Origin of the sequence: Verrucosispora sp. WMMD573 (genome assembly GCF_027497175.1) — a bacterium.
Lineage (GTDB): Bacteria > Actinomycetota > Actinomycetes > Mycobacteriales > Micromonosporaceae > Micromonospora.
This window is the reverse complement of record NZ_CP114901.1, coordinates 454,797-469,894: the sequence shown is the minus strand read 5'-3', so window position 1 is coordinate 469,894 and position 15,098 is coordinate 454,797. Positions and strand designations below refer to the sequence as shown.

General features: G+C 72.0%; 12 protein-coding genes and 1 pseudogene. 9 read left to right on the top strand and 4 right to left on the bottom strand.

The genetic code is table 11. From position 1 onward, the window contains the following. Positions 1-70: 70 nt before the first annotated feature. From fdxA to O7601_RS02160, 5 genes are all read left to right on the top strand, one after another. Entirely contained in the window at positions 71-397 is a 327-nt protein-coding gene (gene fdxA / locus O7601_RS02180) for a ferredoxin (RefSeq protein ID WP_091422126.1), read from the top strand. Next, the gene (gene dapC, locus O7601_RS02175; protein WP_281566763.1) at positions 292-1,497 is read left to right on the top strand and encodes a succinyldiaminopimelate transaminase; all 1,206 of its coding nucleotides are present in this window, start codon (positions 292-294) and stop codon (positions 1,495-1,497) included. Before fdxA ends, dapC begins: the two co-directional genes overlap by 106 nt. A gap of 162 nt (positions 1,498-1,659) precedes the next feature. Then, complete coding sequence (locus tag O7601_RS02170) at positions 1,660-2,670, top strand: prephenate dehydrogenase/arogenate dehydrogenase family protein (protein ID WP_281564628.1); 1,011 nt, start codon at positions 1,660-1,662, stop codon at positions 2,668-2,670. Positions 2,671-2,718: 48 nt separating this feature from the next. Further along, positions 2,719-3,366, top strand: a complete 648-nt coding sequence (locus O7601_RS02165) for an SIMPL domain-containing protein (RefSeq protein WP_281564627.1) — start codon at positions 2,719-2,721, stop codon at positions 3,364-3,366. Continuing rightward, positions 3,366-4,013: a nucleoside/nucleotide kinase family protein gene (locus O7601_RS02160; RefSeq protein ID WP_281564626.1), complete on the top strand. Its 648-nt coding sequence runs from the start codon at positions 3,366-3,368 to the stop codon at positions 4,011-4,013. The genes O7601_RS02165 and O7601_RS02160 overlap by 1 nt, the downstream gene beginning before the upstream one ends. Here the strand turns inward: O7601_RS02160 and O7601_RS02155 are convergent. After that, positions 3,990-6,620: a hypothetical protein gene (locus tag O7601_RS02155; RefSeq protein WP_281564625.1), complete on the bottom strand. Its 2,631-nt coding sequence runs from the start codon at positions 6,618-6,620 to the stop codon at positions 3,990-3,992. The two genes, O7601_RS02160 and O7601_RS02155, sit on opposite strands and share 24 nt — an antisense overlap. 103 nt (positions 6,621-6,723) lie before the next feature. Next, the gene (locus O7601_RS02150) at positions 6,724-7,281 is read right to left on the bottom strand and encodes a sugar O-acetyltransferase (RefSeq protein WP_281564624.1); all 558 of its coding nucleotides are present in this window, start codon (positions 7,279-7,281) and stop codon (positions 6,724-6,726) included. A gap of 140 nt (positions 7,282-7,421) precedes the next feature. Here O7601_RS02150 and O7601_RS02145 point away from each other — a divergent pair, with 140 nt between their 5' ends. Further along, positions 7,422-10,751: a S8 family serine peptidase gene (locus tag O7601_RS02145; RefSeq protein WP_281564623.1), complete on the top strand. Its 3,330-nt coding sequence runs from the start codon at positions 7,422-7,424 to the stop codon at positions 10,749-10,751. Between the two features lie 47 nt (positions 10,752-10,798). Here O7601_RS02145 and dapD read toward each other — a convergent pair whose 3' ends face one another. Further along, on the bottom strand, positions 10,799-11,758 hold the full coding sequence (dapD, locus tag O7601_RS02140; RefSeq protein ID WP_281564622.1) for a 2,3,4,5-tetrahydropyridine-2,6-dicarboxylate N-succinyltransferase: 960 nt from the start codon (positions 11,756-11,758) through the stop codon (positions 10,799-10,801). A 128-nt stretch (positions 11,759-11,886) separates the two neighbouring features. Here dapD and dapE point away from each other — a divergent pair, with 128 nt between their 5' ends. Continuing rightward, positions 11,887-12,957, top strand: coding sequence for a succinyl-diaminopimelate desuccinylase (gene dapE / locus O7601_RS02135; protein WP_281564621.1), 1,071 nt, complete (start codon positions 11,887-11,889; stop codon positions 12,955-12,957). Between the two features lie 42 nt (positions 12,958-12,999). On the opposite strand, the gene O7601_RS02130 is transcribed toward dapE, so the two are convergent. After that, positions 13,000-13,152, bottom strand: a complete 153-nt coding sequence (locus O7601_RS02130; protein WP_281564620.1) for a hypothetical protein — start codon at positions 13,150-13,152, stop codon at positions 13,000-13,002. A gap of 139 nt (positions 13,153-13,291) precedes the next feature. Between O7601_RS02130 and O7601_RS02125 the strand changes: the two are divergent. Both O7601_RS02125 and O7601_RS02120 read left to right on the top strand, forming a co-directional pair. Beyond that, positions 13,292-14,116: pseudogene (locus tag O7601_RS02125) on the top strand (TIGR00730 family Rossman fold protein); the annotation flags it as partial. A 144-nt stretch (positions 14,117-14,260) separates the two neighbouring features. Beyond that, positions 14,261-14,806 carry a TIGR00730 family Rossman fold protein gene (locus O7601_RS02120; protein ID WP_281564619.1) on the top strand — a complete coding sequence of 182 codons (546 nt, stop codon included), beginning with the start codon at positions 14,261-14,263 and terminating at the stop codon, positions 14,804-14,806. Positions 14,807-15,098: the final 292 nt, after the last annotated feature.

The window sequence follows — 15,098 nt, the reverse complement described above, 5'->3', positions numbered from 1 at the left end:
CCTCCCCGGCGAGATACTAGGCTCTTACCGTCGCGGGTGATCGCGGCATGTCTTGCGGAGGAGAAGACCGGTGACCTACATCATCGCCGAGCCGTGCGTGGATGTGCTCGACAAGGCGTGCATCGAGGAATGCCCGGTCGACTGCATTTACGAGGGCAACCGGATGCTCTACATCCACCCCGACGAGTGCGTCGACTGTGGTGCCTGTGAGCCTGTCTGCCCGGTGGAGGCGATCTTCTACGAGGACGACGTCCCGGAGCAGTGGAAGGACTACACCGGCGCCAACTACGAATTCTTCGAGGAACTGGGCTCGCCCGGCGGGGCCTCGAAGATCGGCAAGGTGGAGAAGGACGCCACCTTCGTCGCCGCCCAGCCGCCCCGCGGCGAGGGCCACTGAACCGGCCCGCCCCGGTCTCGTCGCGGCTGCCCGAGTTCACCTGGGACACCCTGGACGCCGCGGCCACGCTGGCCGCGGCGCATCCGGACGGCGTGATCAACCTCTCCATGGGTACGCCTGTCGATCCGGTGCCGCAGGTGATCCGGCAGGCCCTGGCGGACGCCTCGGACGCGCCCGGCTATCCGCTGACCGCCGGCACCCCGGCGCTGCGGGACGCGATCGCGGGCTGGGTGTCGCGGGCCAGTGGCGTCGGCCCGGACGGGTTCGGGGTGCTGCCGACGATCGGCTCGAAGGAACTGGTGGCCTGGCTGCCCACCCTGCTCGGGGTGGGGCCCGGCGACGTCGTGGTGGTCCCGTCGATCGCCTACCCGACCTACGAGGACGGCGCGCGGTTGGCCGGGGCCACGACCGTACGCACCGACTCGCTGACCGCCGTCGGTCCGACGTCGCGGGTACGCCTGGTCTGGGTGAACTCGCCGGGTAACCCGACCGGCCGGGTGCTGCCCGCCACGCACCTGCGCAAGGTGGTGGACTGGGCGCGTGAGCGCGGTGCGGTGGTGGCCAGCGACGAGTGCTACCTGCCGTTGGGCTGGGACGCCGAGCCGGTGTCGGTGCTCTCGCCCGAGGTGTGCGGCGGCTCGTACGACTCCGTGCTGGCGGTGCACTCGCTGTCCAAGCGGTCCAACCTCGCCGGCTACCGGGCCGGGTTCGTGGCCGGCGACCCGGCTCTGGTGGCCGAGCTGCTCAAGATCCGTAAGCACGCGGGGATGATCGTGCCGGCGCCGGTGCAGGCGGCCATGGTGGCGGCCCTGCGCGACGAGCGGCACGCCGACGAGCAGCGGAAGCGGTACGGTGCCCGGCGCGAGACGCTGCGGGCGGCGTTCGTGGGCGCCGGTTTCACCGTGGCGCACTCCGAGGCGGGGCTCTACCTGTGGCTGACCCGGGGCGAGGACTGCTGGGCCACCGTCGACTGGCTGGCCCGACGGGGGATTCTGGTCGCCGCCGGTGTCTTCTACGGTCCCGGCGGGCGGCAGTACGTCCGCGCGGCGCTTACCGAGTCCGACGAGCGGATCGCCGCGGTCGCCGCCCGCCTGTCCTGACCACGACGAGGTCCGCCCCGGGGGCGGACTTCGGCCGGCGATATTCTCGTCGCGGACGCAGGGCGGGTCGCCGGCCCATCGCGGCAGTGCGGCGGGATCCGGCAGGCACGCCGCAGCGGAGCCGGCCGGCTCCGTGACGCAACGGAACGCCGAGGTACGCGGATGGTGCTCAGGGCTGACGCACGGCTGCGGGCAGCGGTGGTCGGCACCGGCCTGATCGGTGGTTCGGTGCTGCTCCGGCTGCACGCCGCCGGTGTGGACGTGACCGGCTGGGATCCGGACGAGCGGACCCGTCGACAGGCCCGACGGGCCGGCGTACCGATGGCGGAGCGGCTGGCCGACGCGGTGGTCGGCCGGGACGTGGTGTTCCTCGGCGGGCCGCTGCCGACGCTGCCCGCGACCCTGGTCGAGGTGGCCACCGCCACCGCCGAGGACTGCCTGCTCACCGACGTGGGCAGCACCAAGGCCGAGCTGGCGGCGTTCGCCGCGGAGCAGGGACTGACCAGCCGGTTCGTGCCCGGACACCCGATGGCGGGCACCGACCGGGCGGGGCTCTCGGCGGCGCTGCCGGAGCTGTTCACCGGCGCCGCCTGGGTGCTCTGCCCCGCCCCCGACGGACTGGCCGCGTTCCGCCGCCTCGTCACCCTGATCACCGACGTCTTCACCGCCCGGGTGGTGCCGATGGCAGCGGATCGGCACGACGCCGTGGTGGCGCTCGCCTCGCACGTGCCGCACCTGCTCGCCGGGGCGTTGGCAGGTGCGGCGCACCGGTCGCCGTTGCGGGAGGCGGTCCTGGCGCTGGCGGCCGGAAGCTTCCGGGACGGCACCCGGGTCGCCGGCACCCCGGCGGCACGCACCGGAAACATGCTGCGTGGCAACCGCGACCAGGTGCTGGCCGCGCTGGCCCAGGTCACCGCGTTCCTCGACGAGTTGACCGGTGCGTTGCGCAACGATGACGCCGACGCGCTGACCGCCTGTTACGTCGAGGCGGGTGCCGCCCGCGCCGAGCTGGCCGGCCGCCCGGACGACGAGCAGGTCATGGCGTTTCCGCCGGGCACGGAACCAGCCGAAGTCGCCTGGCTGTACGACATCGGGGCGGCCGGTGGCCACCTCAGCGGGTGTCAGGTCGGTGCCGGCACCGTCTCCTATGTCGCCCACCTTCCACGGACCTGACCGGCTCATCGGTGGGCGCTGCGACGGGCCCGCCAGTAGGGTGAGGGCATGGTGGACGGACCAGTCGTGACCGTACGCGGCGAGGCGTACCGCGAGGTCGCGCCGGAACTCGCCCGGTTCACCGTGACCGCGCTGGCCCGGGACCGGGAGCGGGAGCCGACGTTGACCCGGCTGGCCGAGCGGGCCGCGGCGATCCGGGTCCTGCTCGACTCGTACGGCCCGACGATCGACCGGCGTGAGACCGGCGAGCTGCGGGTGCGCCCCGAGACCCGCCGCTCGGGAGAGCGGGTCGTGGCCTGGCACGGCTCGGTGGTCACCACCGTGACGGTCAGCGACTTCACCGCCCTCGGCGAATTGATGTTGCGCCTGGCCGACCAGGATCAGGTCGAGGTGGCGGGCCCGTGGTGGTCGCTGCGTCCCGACAGCCCGGCCTACCGGCAGGCCCGGCACACCGCGATCAGCGACGCGTTGCAGCGGGCCCGCGAGTACGCCGAGGCGCTCGGCGCCCAGGTCACCGACCTGGTCGAGTTGTCCGACGAGGGCGGCACCGCCCAACCGATGATGGCTCGGATGGCCTTCGACGCCGGTGGCGTCGAGGCCGGTGGCACCCCGGAGTTGGAGCTCGACCCGCAGCAGCAGGGCGTGCACGCGGCCGTGCGGGCGCGGTTCACGATCAGCCGGCCGGTCCTGTCCTGATGACCGTCGCACAGGTGCTGTCGGTCGAGGCGCTGCTGGAGCGGGCCCGAGGGCTTGCCGACGCCGGCCCGAGGCAACTGCTCGGCATCACCGGGGCACCCGGTGCCGGCAAGTCCACGCTGGCCACGCAGGTGGTCGAGGCGGTCGGCCCGGCCGCCCAGCTGGTGCCGATGGACGGCTTCCACCTCGCTCAGGACGAGTTGCGTCGGCTCGGCCGCGAGCTGCGGAAGGGCTCGGTCGACACCTTCGACGCCAACGGCTACGTCTCGCTGCTGCGCCGGCTGCGGCGCAAGGAACCGACATCGGTCTGGGCGCCGCAGTTCCGTCGGGATCTGGAGGAGCCGATCGCGGGTGCGATCGAGGTGCCGCCGGAGGTCCGGCTGGTGGTCACCGAGGGCAACTACCTGTTGATCCCGAACTGGCCCTGGGACGAGATTCGCGCCCTGCTGCACGAGGCGTGGTTCCTGGACCTCGACGCCGACCTGCGGCGTCAGCGGCTGGTCGCCCGGCACATGGCCTACGGCCGGTCGGAGCAGGACGCCCGAGCCTGGGCGCTGGGCAGCGACGAGGCCAACGCGGCGCTGGTGGCCGACACCGCCGACCGTGCCGACCTGGTGGTACGCCTAGCCGAGCCCCCGCCGGGGTGACGGGACCGCCCGTCGCAGGAGCCAGGCCACCCGGGATCTCTCCCGTTGGAACTCGGCCGCCTCCGGGTAGCCGCTGTGGCTGCGGATTGGGGGGTCGGCAACCTCGCCGTCGCTCGGATGCAGGGCCTCCGGGTCGGTCACCGCGATGTCCCGCTCCCCGGCGGTGACCGGCCAACCGAGCGGGTCGGTGTCTCGCCAGAAATTCGTCCACCGGGTTCCGCTGCCCGGGCGGGTCAGTGCCGCCGCCAGCACCGGTAGCCGGTCCGGCCCGAAGTAGGCGGGAAAGATCCGGCCGTAGAGGCGGGTCAGTTGACAGCCGTAGGAGAAGAACCAGATCCGCCGCCGCCACCGGTTCGGCATCTGCAGGATGACCGCGGTGCAGATCACCGTGCCCTGGCTGTGCCCCGACAGGATGATGCCGTCCACCCGGCGCGGGTCGTGCTCGGCGAGGGCGATCAGCCCGGCCGTGCGGGTGAGCAGTTCGGGCACCGCCCGCTCGGCGTAGCTCGGTGGCGCCAAGGGGTGGGCGGCGCGCGGCCAGAAGGTTCCCACGTCCCACACCACGCCGACCGAGCGGCGGATGGTGTTCTTGCGGTAGACGAGCAGGCCGACGGCGGCCACCGCCACCGGAAGCAGGCCGAGCAGCGCGTCGCCGGCGTCACCCACCGCCTTTATCACCACCGTCGTCGCGCCTGTCGTCATGGTCTGCGGGCGGGCCGCGGAGAGGACGGCCACGCAGCCCATCACGGCGACGACGGCCATGGCGCCGGCGTACCAACCGATCAGGCGAAGTGCGTGTTCGCCGACCAGCCGGTGCAGCGCCTGGTGGGTGCTGACGTCACGGGCGCGACGCAGGTCGTGTGCGGACAGCCGGCCGCCCCGGGCACTGAGCCGGGCGTACTCCCGGCGGCGGAGTCGGTGGAACAGCACCACGGCGCGGACGGCGACCAGAGCGAGGATCAGCAGCGCGGCGGCGAAGGTCAGGCCGGCCCAGGCCACCGGGGCTGGCGTGACCACCAGGGACCGGCCGACGGACGGGTCTCCGCCGTTGAGCCGGTTGGCGACCCAGTAGAGCACGCCGGCGCTGTACGCGAGGCCGAGCAGCCAGCCGAAGCCAGCGATGACGGCGGGCGCCCGGCCGCGCCAGGCCAGGTCGGTGTGCGGTTCGAGGGGTTGTTTGACAGTGCTGGGTCGGGTCCGGGGCAGCAGCAGGCCGACCGCGGCGAGGGCGAGCAATGGTAGGGCGAACTGCCACAGCGTCACCGGCGCCGGTGGTACGGCAGGCAGCCAACCGTGGCACCAGGCGGCGCCGAGGGCGATCAGCAGCGCGGTGGCGGCCGGTGTGGCGCCGCCGCGCCGGCCGGAGCGGGCGGTCGCGCCGATCGCGATGAGCAGTAGCAGTTGACCGGTGCCCAGCCAGGCGATGATCCGGTCGAAGCCCGGCAGCGACCGGTCCGCGCGGCATCCGGGCTGGGCCGGGTCGAGGTCGCAGTCGGCGGGCGGACGTAGTTCGGCAAGCGGGCCGCCGGCGGCAGCGTCGGGTAGCAGCAGCACTGCGAAGGTGCCGGCCAGACCGATTGCGGTGAGGACGATGACCGCGATGCTCCATCGGCCGAGCGGGGTGGCACCCTCGCGCCGGGTCAGGAAGGGCCGGCCGATGGCCACCAGCGTGACCGTCAGGACGGCCACGAAGGCGGCCACTGCCGTCCAGGTGAGCACCGCCCGTGCGCCGTGCGGCGGGTCGAGCACCGTGACCGTGCCGAGCGGGACCGCCGCCGCGACCACCGTGCCGGTGCACAGGTGCAGGACTGCCGCCCGGCGTAGCTGTCCCTCGCCCCACCAGAACGTCGGATCCTGAAGGGGATTGGTCGGGGGGCCGGGTGGGGGCTCGGGTCCGGGCGGCGGTTCCTGCGCCGGCTGACCGACCGGCACGTCGGCGTCCGACGGTGGCGGGGTTCGGCGTCCCGCAGGATTCGTGGTGGGGTCGGCCGGCATCACCGCCTCGTACTGGTAGGTCCGCCAGGTGACCAGGCCGAGTACCCCGATCATGGCGAGTGGCACGGTCAGGCCGACGGCCAGCGCCCGGCCGCCCTGCTGCCACCAGGCGCCGGCAAGGAACTCCCACGGGCCGGGAATCCGGCTCAGGCAGCCGTGGTCCACGCACTGCCAGCCGATGAGATCGACGCCTATGCCGGTCATCGCCAGCACCGGGGTGCCGGTCAGGCTCAGGCAGAACAGCCTGATCAGCCAGGCTGTCATTCCGGAGCGGCTGGCCAGTCGTTCGGTGGTGGGGTCCGCCGGTATGCCCGGTCGGGCGTGCAGCGCCACGTTGGCCAGGGTGAAGGGCAGTAGCAGTGTCCACAGGGCCCGCTCCACGTCGCGGGCGGTCCGCGCGCCGGAGGTCAACTGCCCCCAGCTGTACGCCTCGACGGCGATCGGGTCGAGCGGCGCGGCGGTCGCGGAGCGGTAGAAACCGGTGACGGGGCCGCCGGCGACGAGCCGTGGCTGAGGTGACTCACACCCCGGTTCAGCCGTCAGACCCAGCGTCTCGGCGGGCGGTGTGTTGGACACGCCGTGTACGCGTAGTTCGAGGATCCGGCCTCCCATGCGAGCCTCCCGGTGACGCACCTGTCACCTACAGTGCCCGATGCGGTGCCTTGGATGCCACTCGTATCGCCGGTGTCTGTGCAGCTAGGAGGCTTGTCGAGGGTCAGTTGAGCTGGCGTACCGGGCGAGCCGGGTTACCCACCGCGACGACGTTGGCGGGCAGGTCGCGGGTCACCACGGCGCCCGCCCCGATCACGGTGTTGTCACCGACGGTGACTCCGGCGAGGACGATCGCTCCGCCGCCGAGCCAGGTGTTGTCGCCGATGGTGATGGGTCGGGCCGCTTCCCACTTCGCCCGGCGTGGCTCCGGCTCCACCGGGTGGGTGGGGGTGAGCAGTTGCACGTTCGGGCCGATCTGGACGTCGGCGCCGATGGTGATCGGTGCGACGTCGAGAAAGACCGCGTGGTAGTTGACGAAGCTGCGGGGCCCGATCCGGATCTGGTAGCCGTAGTCGCAGTAGAAGGGCGGCCGGATGCCGGTCTCCTCGCCGAGCTCGCCGAGCAGTTCGTGCAGCGCCGCCTGACGCGCCTCCTGGTCGTCGACGCCGCTGTTGTTGATCCGTTCCATCAGGCGCCGGGCGCGGAGGTGATCGGCGATCAGTTCCGGGTCGTCGGCAAGGTAGGGCTCACCGGCGAGCATGCGCTCCTTCATGGACGTCATTCGTCCGATCATGCCTGGCGCCGTCGTGGAGAGGACTCAACTTCGTCGAATTCTCGACTCCCTTTTGCATACTCGGTATGCAACTCTGAGGACTGTCGATGTGCCCTACATCGATATAGACGCTTCAAAGGAGGATTCAGTTGCGACGAAGGAGCAGACTGACCACCACCGGGCTCGTACTGGGTCTGGTGCTCGGCGTACCGGCGGCGGTCACGGCCGCACCGGCGACGCCGACCGTGGCCCCGCTGACCCCTGTCCCGAGCGGCCGACCCGACGCCGGCCGGGGACCCGCCACCGTCACCCTGATCACCGGCGACCAGGTCACGGTCACCGCGACCGGGGCGAGCGTACGCCCGGCTGAGGGGCGCGATGGCGTCCGTTTCGTCACCCGCCGGGAGCGGGACCACCTCTGGGTGATGCCGCAGGATGCCCTGCCGTTGATCCGCGACGGGCGGGTCGACCGCCGGCTCTTCGACGTGGCCGGGCTGATCGCCGCCGGCTATGACGACGCGCACCGCGACGAACTGCCCCTGCTCATGACCTACGGGTCGACCGCCCGACGGGCCGGCGCGCCCGAAGGAGTGACCGTGACCCGCGACCTGGCGGCCATCGGCGGCGTCGCGGCCACCGCGGACAAGCAACGCGTGGGCCAGCTGTGGGCCACGCTCGCCGGTGCCAGCGGCGCCCGGATCGACGCGGCGGGGGGTGTCGAGCGGATCTGGCTCGACGGTCGGCGGCAGCTGACGCTGGAACACAGCGTGCCGCAGATCGGGGCGCCCGCCGCCCACCAGGCCGGCTTCACCGGCCAGGGGGTACGCGTCGCGGTGCTGGACAGCGGCGTCGACGCCGCGCATCCGGACCTCACCGGCCGGGTCGCCGAGTCGAGGAACTTCAGCGAGGATGCCAACCCGGGCGACATCGTGGGGCACGGCACCCACGTCGCCTCGATCATCGCGGGCAGCGGCGCCGCCTCGGGCGGCCGGAACCGGGGCGTGGCACCCGACGCGACCCTGCTCTCCGGCAAGGTCTGCGAGGAGTACGGGTGTGCCGAGTCGGCCATTCTGGCCGGCATGCAGTGGGCTGCCGCCGAGGCCGAGGCCGACGTGGTCAACATCAGCCTCGGCGGGGCGGACACCCCGGAGGTGGACCCGCTGGAGGAGGCGGTGAACACGCTCACCGAGCAGACGGGTGCCCTCTTCGTGATCTCCGCCGGCAACGCCGGAGGGACCGGCACGGTCGGCTCACCGGCCAGCGCCGACGCCGCGCTCGCGGTAGGTGCGGTCGACCGCGAGGACCAGCTCGCCGACTTCTCCAGCCGGGGCCCACGGGTCGGCGACGACGCCCTCAAGCCGGACATCACCGCGCCGGGAGTGGACATCGTGGCCGCCCGAGGGCAGGGCACCCAGCTCGGTGAGCCGGTCGGCGAGCAGTACGTCTCGCTCTCCGGCACGTCGATGTCGGCACCACACGTCGCCGGTGCGGCGGCGCTGCTCGCCCAGCAGCACACCGGCGCGACGGCGCAGTGGCTCAAGGCCACCCTGATGGCCTCGGCCCGACCGCATCCGGAACTGACCGCGTACCAGCAGGGCGCTGGCCGGGTCGACGTGGCGCGTGCCATCACCCAGTCGGTGGTCAGCGAGCCGGCGAGCGTCTCGTTCGGCCGGACGCTGTGGCCGCACGACGACGACGAACCGATCCAGCGCGAGGTGACCTGGCGCAACACCGGAACCGCGCCGCTCACCCTGGACCTCAGCATCGAGGCCACCGGACCGGACGGGAAGCCCGTGCCGGCCGGCGTGTTCACGCTCGGTGCCCAGCAGGTCCAGGTGCCGGCCGGTGGCACCGCGTCCGCCACGCTCACGGTCGACACCAGCGTCGACAGCCCGGACGGCCACTACACCGGCCGGGTGGTCGCCCGCGCCGGTGACCTGGTGGCGGTCACCCCGCTGGCCGTGCACAAGGAGGTGGAGAGCTACACGCTGACCCTGCGTCACCTGAGCCGCGAGGGTGACGTGCCGGACGACTACGCGAGCTTCCTGCTCGGGTTGGACGACTTCACCGACATCTTCGTGTCCGACCCGGACGGCACCGCCGAGGTGCGGGTGCCGAAGGGACGGTACGGGTTGGCCAGCTTCCTGTTCGACGAGGCCAGCGAGGAACTGGTGCTGATGGCCCAGCCGGAGCTGGTGGTGGAGTCGGACGCCGAGGTCGTGGTGGACGCGCGCACGGCGAAGCCGGTGCGGATGACCGTGCCGGACCGCTCGGCGACGCCGGCACTTGTCGCCGTCGACGCGAACTTCCTGTTCGACGACGGATCGGCCGCGTTCGGCGCGGTCGCCGACGACTTCGGCGGGCTGTTCACCGGCCAGGTCGGCGGGCGGACTGCGGCAGACCACTTCTTCACCGTGTTCAGCAGCCAGTTCGTCGACCTGGAGGCGGCCAGCAGCCCGTACCTCTACGCCCTTGCCGAGATGGTGCCGGGCCGGATGCCTGCCGGGTTGACCCGCCACTACCGTGACAGTGACCTGGCCACCGTCAAGCAGACGTTCCGGGACGGCTATCCCGGCACGCTCGCCGAGCGGATGTCCTTCGCCGTGTTCGAGCCAGACCTGGGCGGCTGGGCGATCGGGCTACCGGTGGCGGTGCCGGGCCACCGGGTCGAGTACTACAACACCAGGCAGGTGCGCTGGAGCACCGAGCTGTGGTTCGGCACACGCAGCGATGACGCGCCCTGGCTCGAACCGGTCGCCGTGCTCTTCTCGGAACCCACGGCCTACCGGGGCGGACGCAGCTACCGGGAGGTCTGGAACGGCGCACCCCACGGGCCGTCGTTCCCGGTGCCGCGCTGGCCGGACGAGGGCCTGACCCGGCAGGGCGACCTGATCACCCTGTCCGTGCCGCTGCACAGCGACGCGGCCGGACATCTGGGTAGTTCACTGACGGAAGCCTCGCGTACCGCCCTTTACCGCAACGGCAAGCTGGTCGACGAGACCACGGACCCGGGCTGGGGTCAGTTCGAGGTGCCGGCCGCCCCCGCCAGGTACCGGCTGGAGACCTCCGCGAAGCGCACCGTCACCGATCTGAGCACCGAGGTCGCCACCGCCTGGACCTTCCGGTCCCGGCACGTACGCGGCGACGACCCGCTCCGGCTGCCCGCTTCGGCGATCCGCTTCGCGCCGCGACTGGACGAGCGGAACGGGGCTCCGGCGGGCCGGTCCTTCGTGATTCCGGTCGCGGTGCAGCGCCAACCCGGCGCACCGACGGCGAAGACGGCGTCGTTGACCGTCGACGTCTCCTACGACGGTGGTAAGCGCTGGCAGCGCGCCAAGCTACGCAAGGTCGGTAGCGGCTGGCAGGCCACCGTGCAGCACCCACGCGGCACCGGGCACGTGTCGCTGCGGGCCACCGCCCGCGACACCGACGGCAACACCGTCACCCAGCGGATCATCCAGGCGTACCGCCTGCGGTGAGCCGTGCCGGGTGGGGCGGGCGTCATCGCGCCCGCCCCACCCGGGGCTCAGTCGTTGGCGTGCAGGGCGGCGTTCAGTTCGATGCCCCGGCCGGTGCGGGGGCGGGCCTCCAACGCGCCGGAGACCGAATTGCGCCAGAACAGCAATCCGTCGACGCCGGAGAGTTCGCGGGCCTTGACGATCCGGCCGTCCGGGAGACTGATCTTCGAGGCGGCGGTGATGTAGCAACCCGCCTCGACGACGCAGTCGTCGCCGAGAGAGATGCCGACACCGGCGTTGGCGCCGACCAGGCTGCGCTCGCCGATGCGTACCTTGTCGGTGCCGCCGCCGGAGAGGGTGCCCATGATGGAGGCACCGCCGCCGATGTCCGAACCGTCACCGACCACCACGCCCTGCACGATGCGTCCCTCGACCATCGAGGCGCCGAGCGTGCCGGCGTTGAAGTTGACGAAGCCCTCGTGCATGACGGTGGTACCGGCGGCGAGATGCGCGCCGAGCCGGACCCGGTCGGCGTCGGCGATCCGCACCCCGGAGGGCACCACGTAGTCGGTCATCCGGGGGAACTTGTCCACCCCGTACACCCCGAGGTGGCGACCGGCGGCCCGCTCGATGACGCGCAGCTCGTCCACCCGCTCCGGCGGGCACGGCCCGGCGGTGGTCCAGGCCACGTTGGCCAGCTTGCCGAAGATGCCGTCGAGGTTGATCTCGTTGGGCCGTGCCAGGCGGTGGGAGAGCAGGTGCAGCCGCAGGTACGCGTCCGCCGCGTCCTTGATCGGATCGTCCAGCGAGCCGATGACGGTGACCACCTGGACGGTACGCAGACCCGGCAGGGCCCGGTCGCCGATCGCGCCGGGCGGCAGGTCCAGCACGTCGGCCTCGTCCTCACCGGCGACCAGCGGCAGCTCGCCGAGGCCCAGCTTGCCGGTCGGGTACCAGGCGTCAAGCACCTGGTCCTCGGCGGTGACGGTGGCCAGGCCGATGCCCCACGCGGATTGTGTGGACGTCACTTACTCACCTCTCGTTCGCCTGCGGGCTGGCTGCTGCTCGCGACTGCGGGGCCCGCCGGCCCACTCCTCGCGCTGCGCCGAAGGGCTCGCGTCTCGCGGTCGCCGGTTGTGACGGTACCGTGCGGACCATGGAGAACCCGCTTACCCCCGAGGTCCTCGCCGATCCGGTGGCGTTGACCCGCGCGCTGGTCGACATCGAGTCCGTGTCCCTCAACGAGAAGGCCATCGCCGACTGCGTCGAGGAGGTGCTGCGGGTGGTCCCGCACCTGACCACCTACCGGTACGGCAACACGGTGATGGCCCGTACCGATCTGGGGCGGGCCTCTCGGGTGGTGCTCGCCGGCCACCTGGACACGGTGCCGCTGAACAACAACTTCCCGTCGACCCTGCGCGGCGACCTGATGTACGGCTGCGGCACCTCGGACATGAAGTCCGGGGTCGCCTACGCACTGCATCTCGCGACGAACCTGCCCGAGCCACGCTACGACGTGACGTACTTCTTCTACGAGGCCGAGGAGATCGAGTCGAGGTACAACGGCCTGCACCTGGTCGCGCAGGCGCACCCGGACTGGCTTGCGGCCGACTTCGCGCTGCTGTTGGAACCGACGTACGGCATCGTCGAGGCCGGCTGCCAGGGCACCGTGCGGGCCGTGGTGGTGACCACCGGGGTCCGGGCCCACTCGGCCCGTTCCTGGCACGGCATCAATGCGGTGCATGGCGCGGGTGAGGTGCTCCGCCGCCTGTCGACGTACCAGGCCCGGCGGGTGACCATCGACGGGTGTGAGTATCGGGAGGGTATGAACGCGACCCGCATCCACGGTGGGGTCGCCGGGAACGTGGTGCCGGACCGGTGCGAGATCGAGGTGAACTACCGCTTCGCGCCGGACCGTACGCCGGCCGAGGCCGAGGCGCACCTGCGCGAGGTCTTCGCTGACTACGAGCTGACCGTGACCGACTGCGCGGCCGGTGCGCTGCCCGGACTGGAGGCCGCCCCCGCCCGGGAATTCCTGGCTGCGGTGGGTGCCGCGCCCATCGGCAAGCTGGGTTGGACCGACGTGGCGCGGTTCGCGGCGATGGGGATCCCGGCGCTCAACTTCGGCCCGGGTGATCCGAACCTGGCCCACCACCCGGACGAGCACGTCGAGATCAGCAAGATCCGCGACGGTGCGGCGACGCTGCACCGTTGGCTGGCCGCCTGATCGTCCGGGCGTCAACTCCGCAGGCGGGTGAGCGCTCCGACGTCAGACGGCGCTCAGGTGTGACTCGGCGGCCGGATCGGCCGGCGGCTCGGGTGGCTTGTCGAGCAGGCGGGTGCGGCGGCGCTCGGCCACCACGTCGCGGATGCGCCGCTGCATCTGGCGGCGGATCCGGATCCGTTCGTTGTTGCTGATCACGCTGTCTCCTCCCCCGAAGCCCGCGCGCCGGGGCATACCCGGTATGTGAATAGTAAGACGTACGGGAAAGCGATTTGGTTGCACAAGATCACAAAGTGTTTGCCGGGTTATCTGGCTGGACTCCACTACGGTTGCTTCCATGACCCAGAGCAACCGGCGCGAACGAGAACAGGAGCGGCATCGCGGCGCCGTAACACTCCGTCGCCAGTCGATCACCAATAGTACCGCGGATCAACGCCTGCTGGATTCCCGGGCGCGGGCCGACTGGAAGACGAAGGATGCCTGGCGGGCGCTGCGCATCCTCTCCGAGTTCGTGGAGGGCTTCGACACCCTCGCCGACCTGCCGCCGGCGGTCAGCGTCTTCGGGTCGGCGCGCAGCAAGCCGGACAGCCCCGAGTGTCAGCTCGCCGAGGCGTTGGGCGCGGCGCTGGCCCGGGCCGGCTACGCGGTGATCACCGGCGGCGGTCCGGGCGTGATGGAGGCGGTCAACCGGGGGGCCAGCGAAGCCGGCGGCCATTCCGTCGGCCTCGGCATCGAACTTCCCTTCGAGCAGGGCATCAACGAGTGGGTCGACCTGGCCATCGACTTCCGCTACTTCTTCGCCCGCAAGACCATGTTCGTCAAGTACGCCCAGGCGTTCGTGGTGCTGCCCGGCGGGTTCGGCACCATGGACGAACTCTTCGAGGCGCTCACCCTGGTGCAGACCGGAAAGGTCACCCGGTTCCCGGTGGTGCTGATGGGCGCGGACTACTGGCAGGGGCTGCTCGACTGGCTGCGTGACACGATGGCCGCCGAAGGCAAGATCGGCCCGGTCGATCTGGAGCTGATCTGCGTCACCGACGATGTCGCGGCGGCGGTACGGCACATCGTGGAGGCCGAGGCCGCCCTCAGCGTCGAGCAGGAGACCGTACGCGAGGAGGCCGTCGCCCGGGTCGCCGCCGACCAGCAGGCCGCCGCCGACGAGTCGGCCACCGTCAACGGGCGCGCCACGGCGGGCGGTTCGGCCGACTCGAACGGGCAGGCGGTTGCGGACGGGTCGGCTGCTGTTGGCGGGCCGGTCGCCGCAGACGAATCCGCCGCGACCGACGAGCCTGCGGGGCGCTGACCGATGGCCGCGATCTGCGTGTTCTGCGCCTCCTCCCGGACACTCGACAAGCGTTGGTTGGACCTGGCGGCCGACACCGGTGCGGAGCTTGCTCGGCGCGGGCACACGCTGGTCAGCGGCGGCGGCTGCGTCGGGATGATGGGTGCGCTGGTCAACGGCGCACGCGCTGCGGGGGGTCGTACGGTCGGCGTGATCCCGCAGGCGCTGGTCGACCTGGAGGTCGCCGACCTCGACTCGGACGAACTGCTGGTCACCGACTCGATGGCCAGTCGGAAGATTCTGATGCTCGAGAAGTCGGACGCCTTCCTCACCCTGCCCGGCGGGCTCGGCACGCTCGACGAACTCTTCGAGGTCTGGACCACCGCGACACTCGCCCTGCACCACAAGCCGATGGTGCTGGTCGACACCGACGGCTTCTACGACCCGCTGCTGGAGTGGCTGCGGAACCTGACCGACCAGAGGTTCCTCAAGCCCGCCGGCTTCGACCTCCTGCGGTCGGTCGACACCGTCCCCGGTGCGCTGGACCTGATCGAATCCCACCTCACCTGACCGCCTGGCCCGTGGCGGCGCGCCCGCTGGCAGGCCCGCCTCGCTGGGCGACCCCGCCGCCTCGCTGGGCGACCCCGCTGCCCCGGGCTGGCCCGGCGGCTGATCGGCCCGGGATGCGGCGAACCACATCTTCCCGCCGGGCGCAAGCCCCACCTCGCCGCACCCCGAGCCCCGAACACCGACCGGGGCGGGTGTGGCGGGTCGGGCGGTGTCGCAGGGCCGTGATGGGATGGCGGGATGCAGGCGTACCGGTTGGTGCGTCGGCCCGCCGGGCCGACCGAGGGGAGCGGCC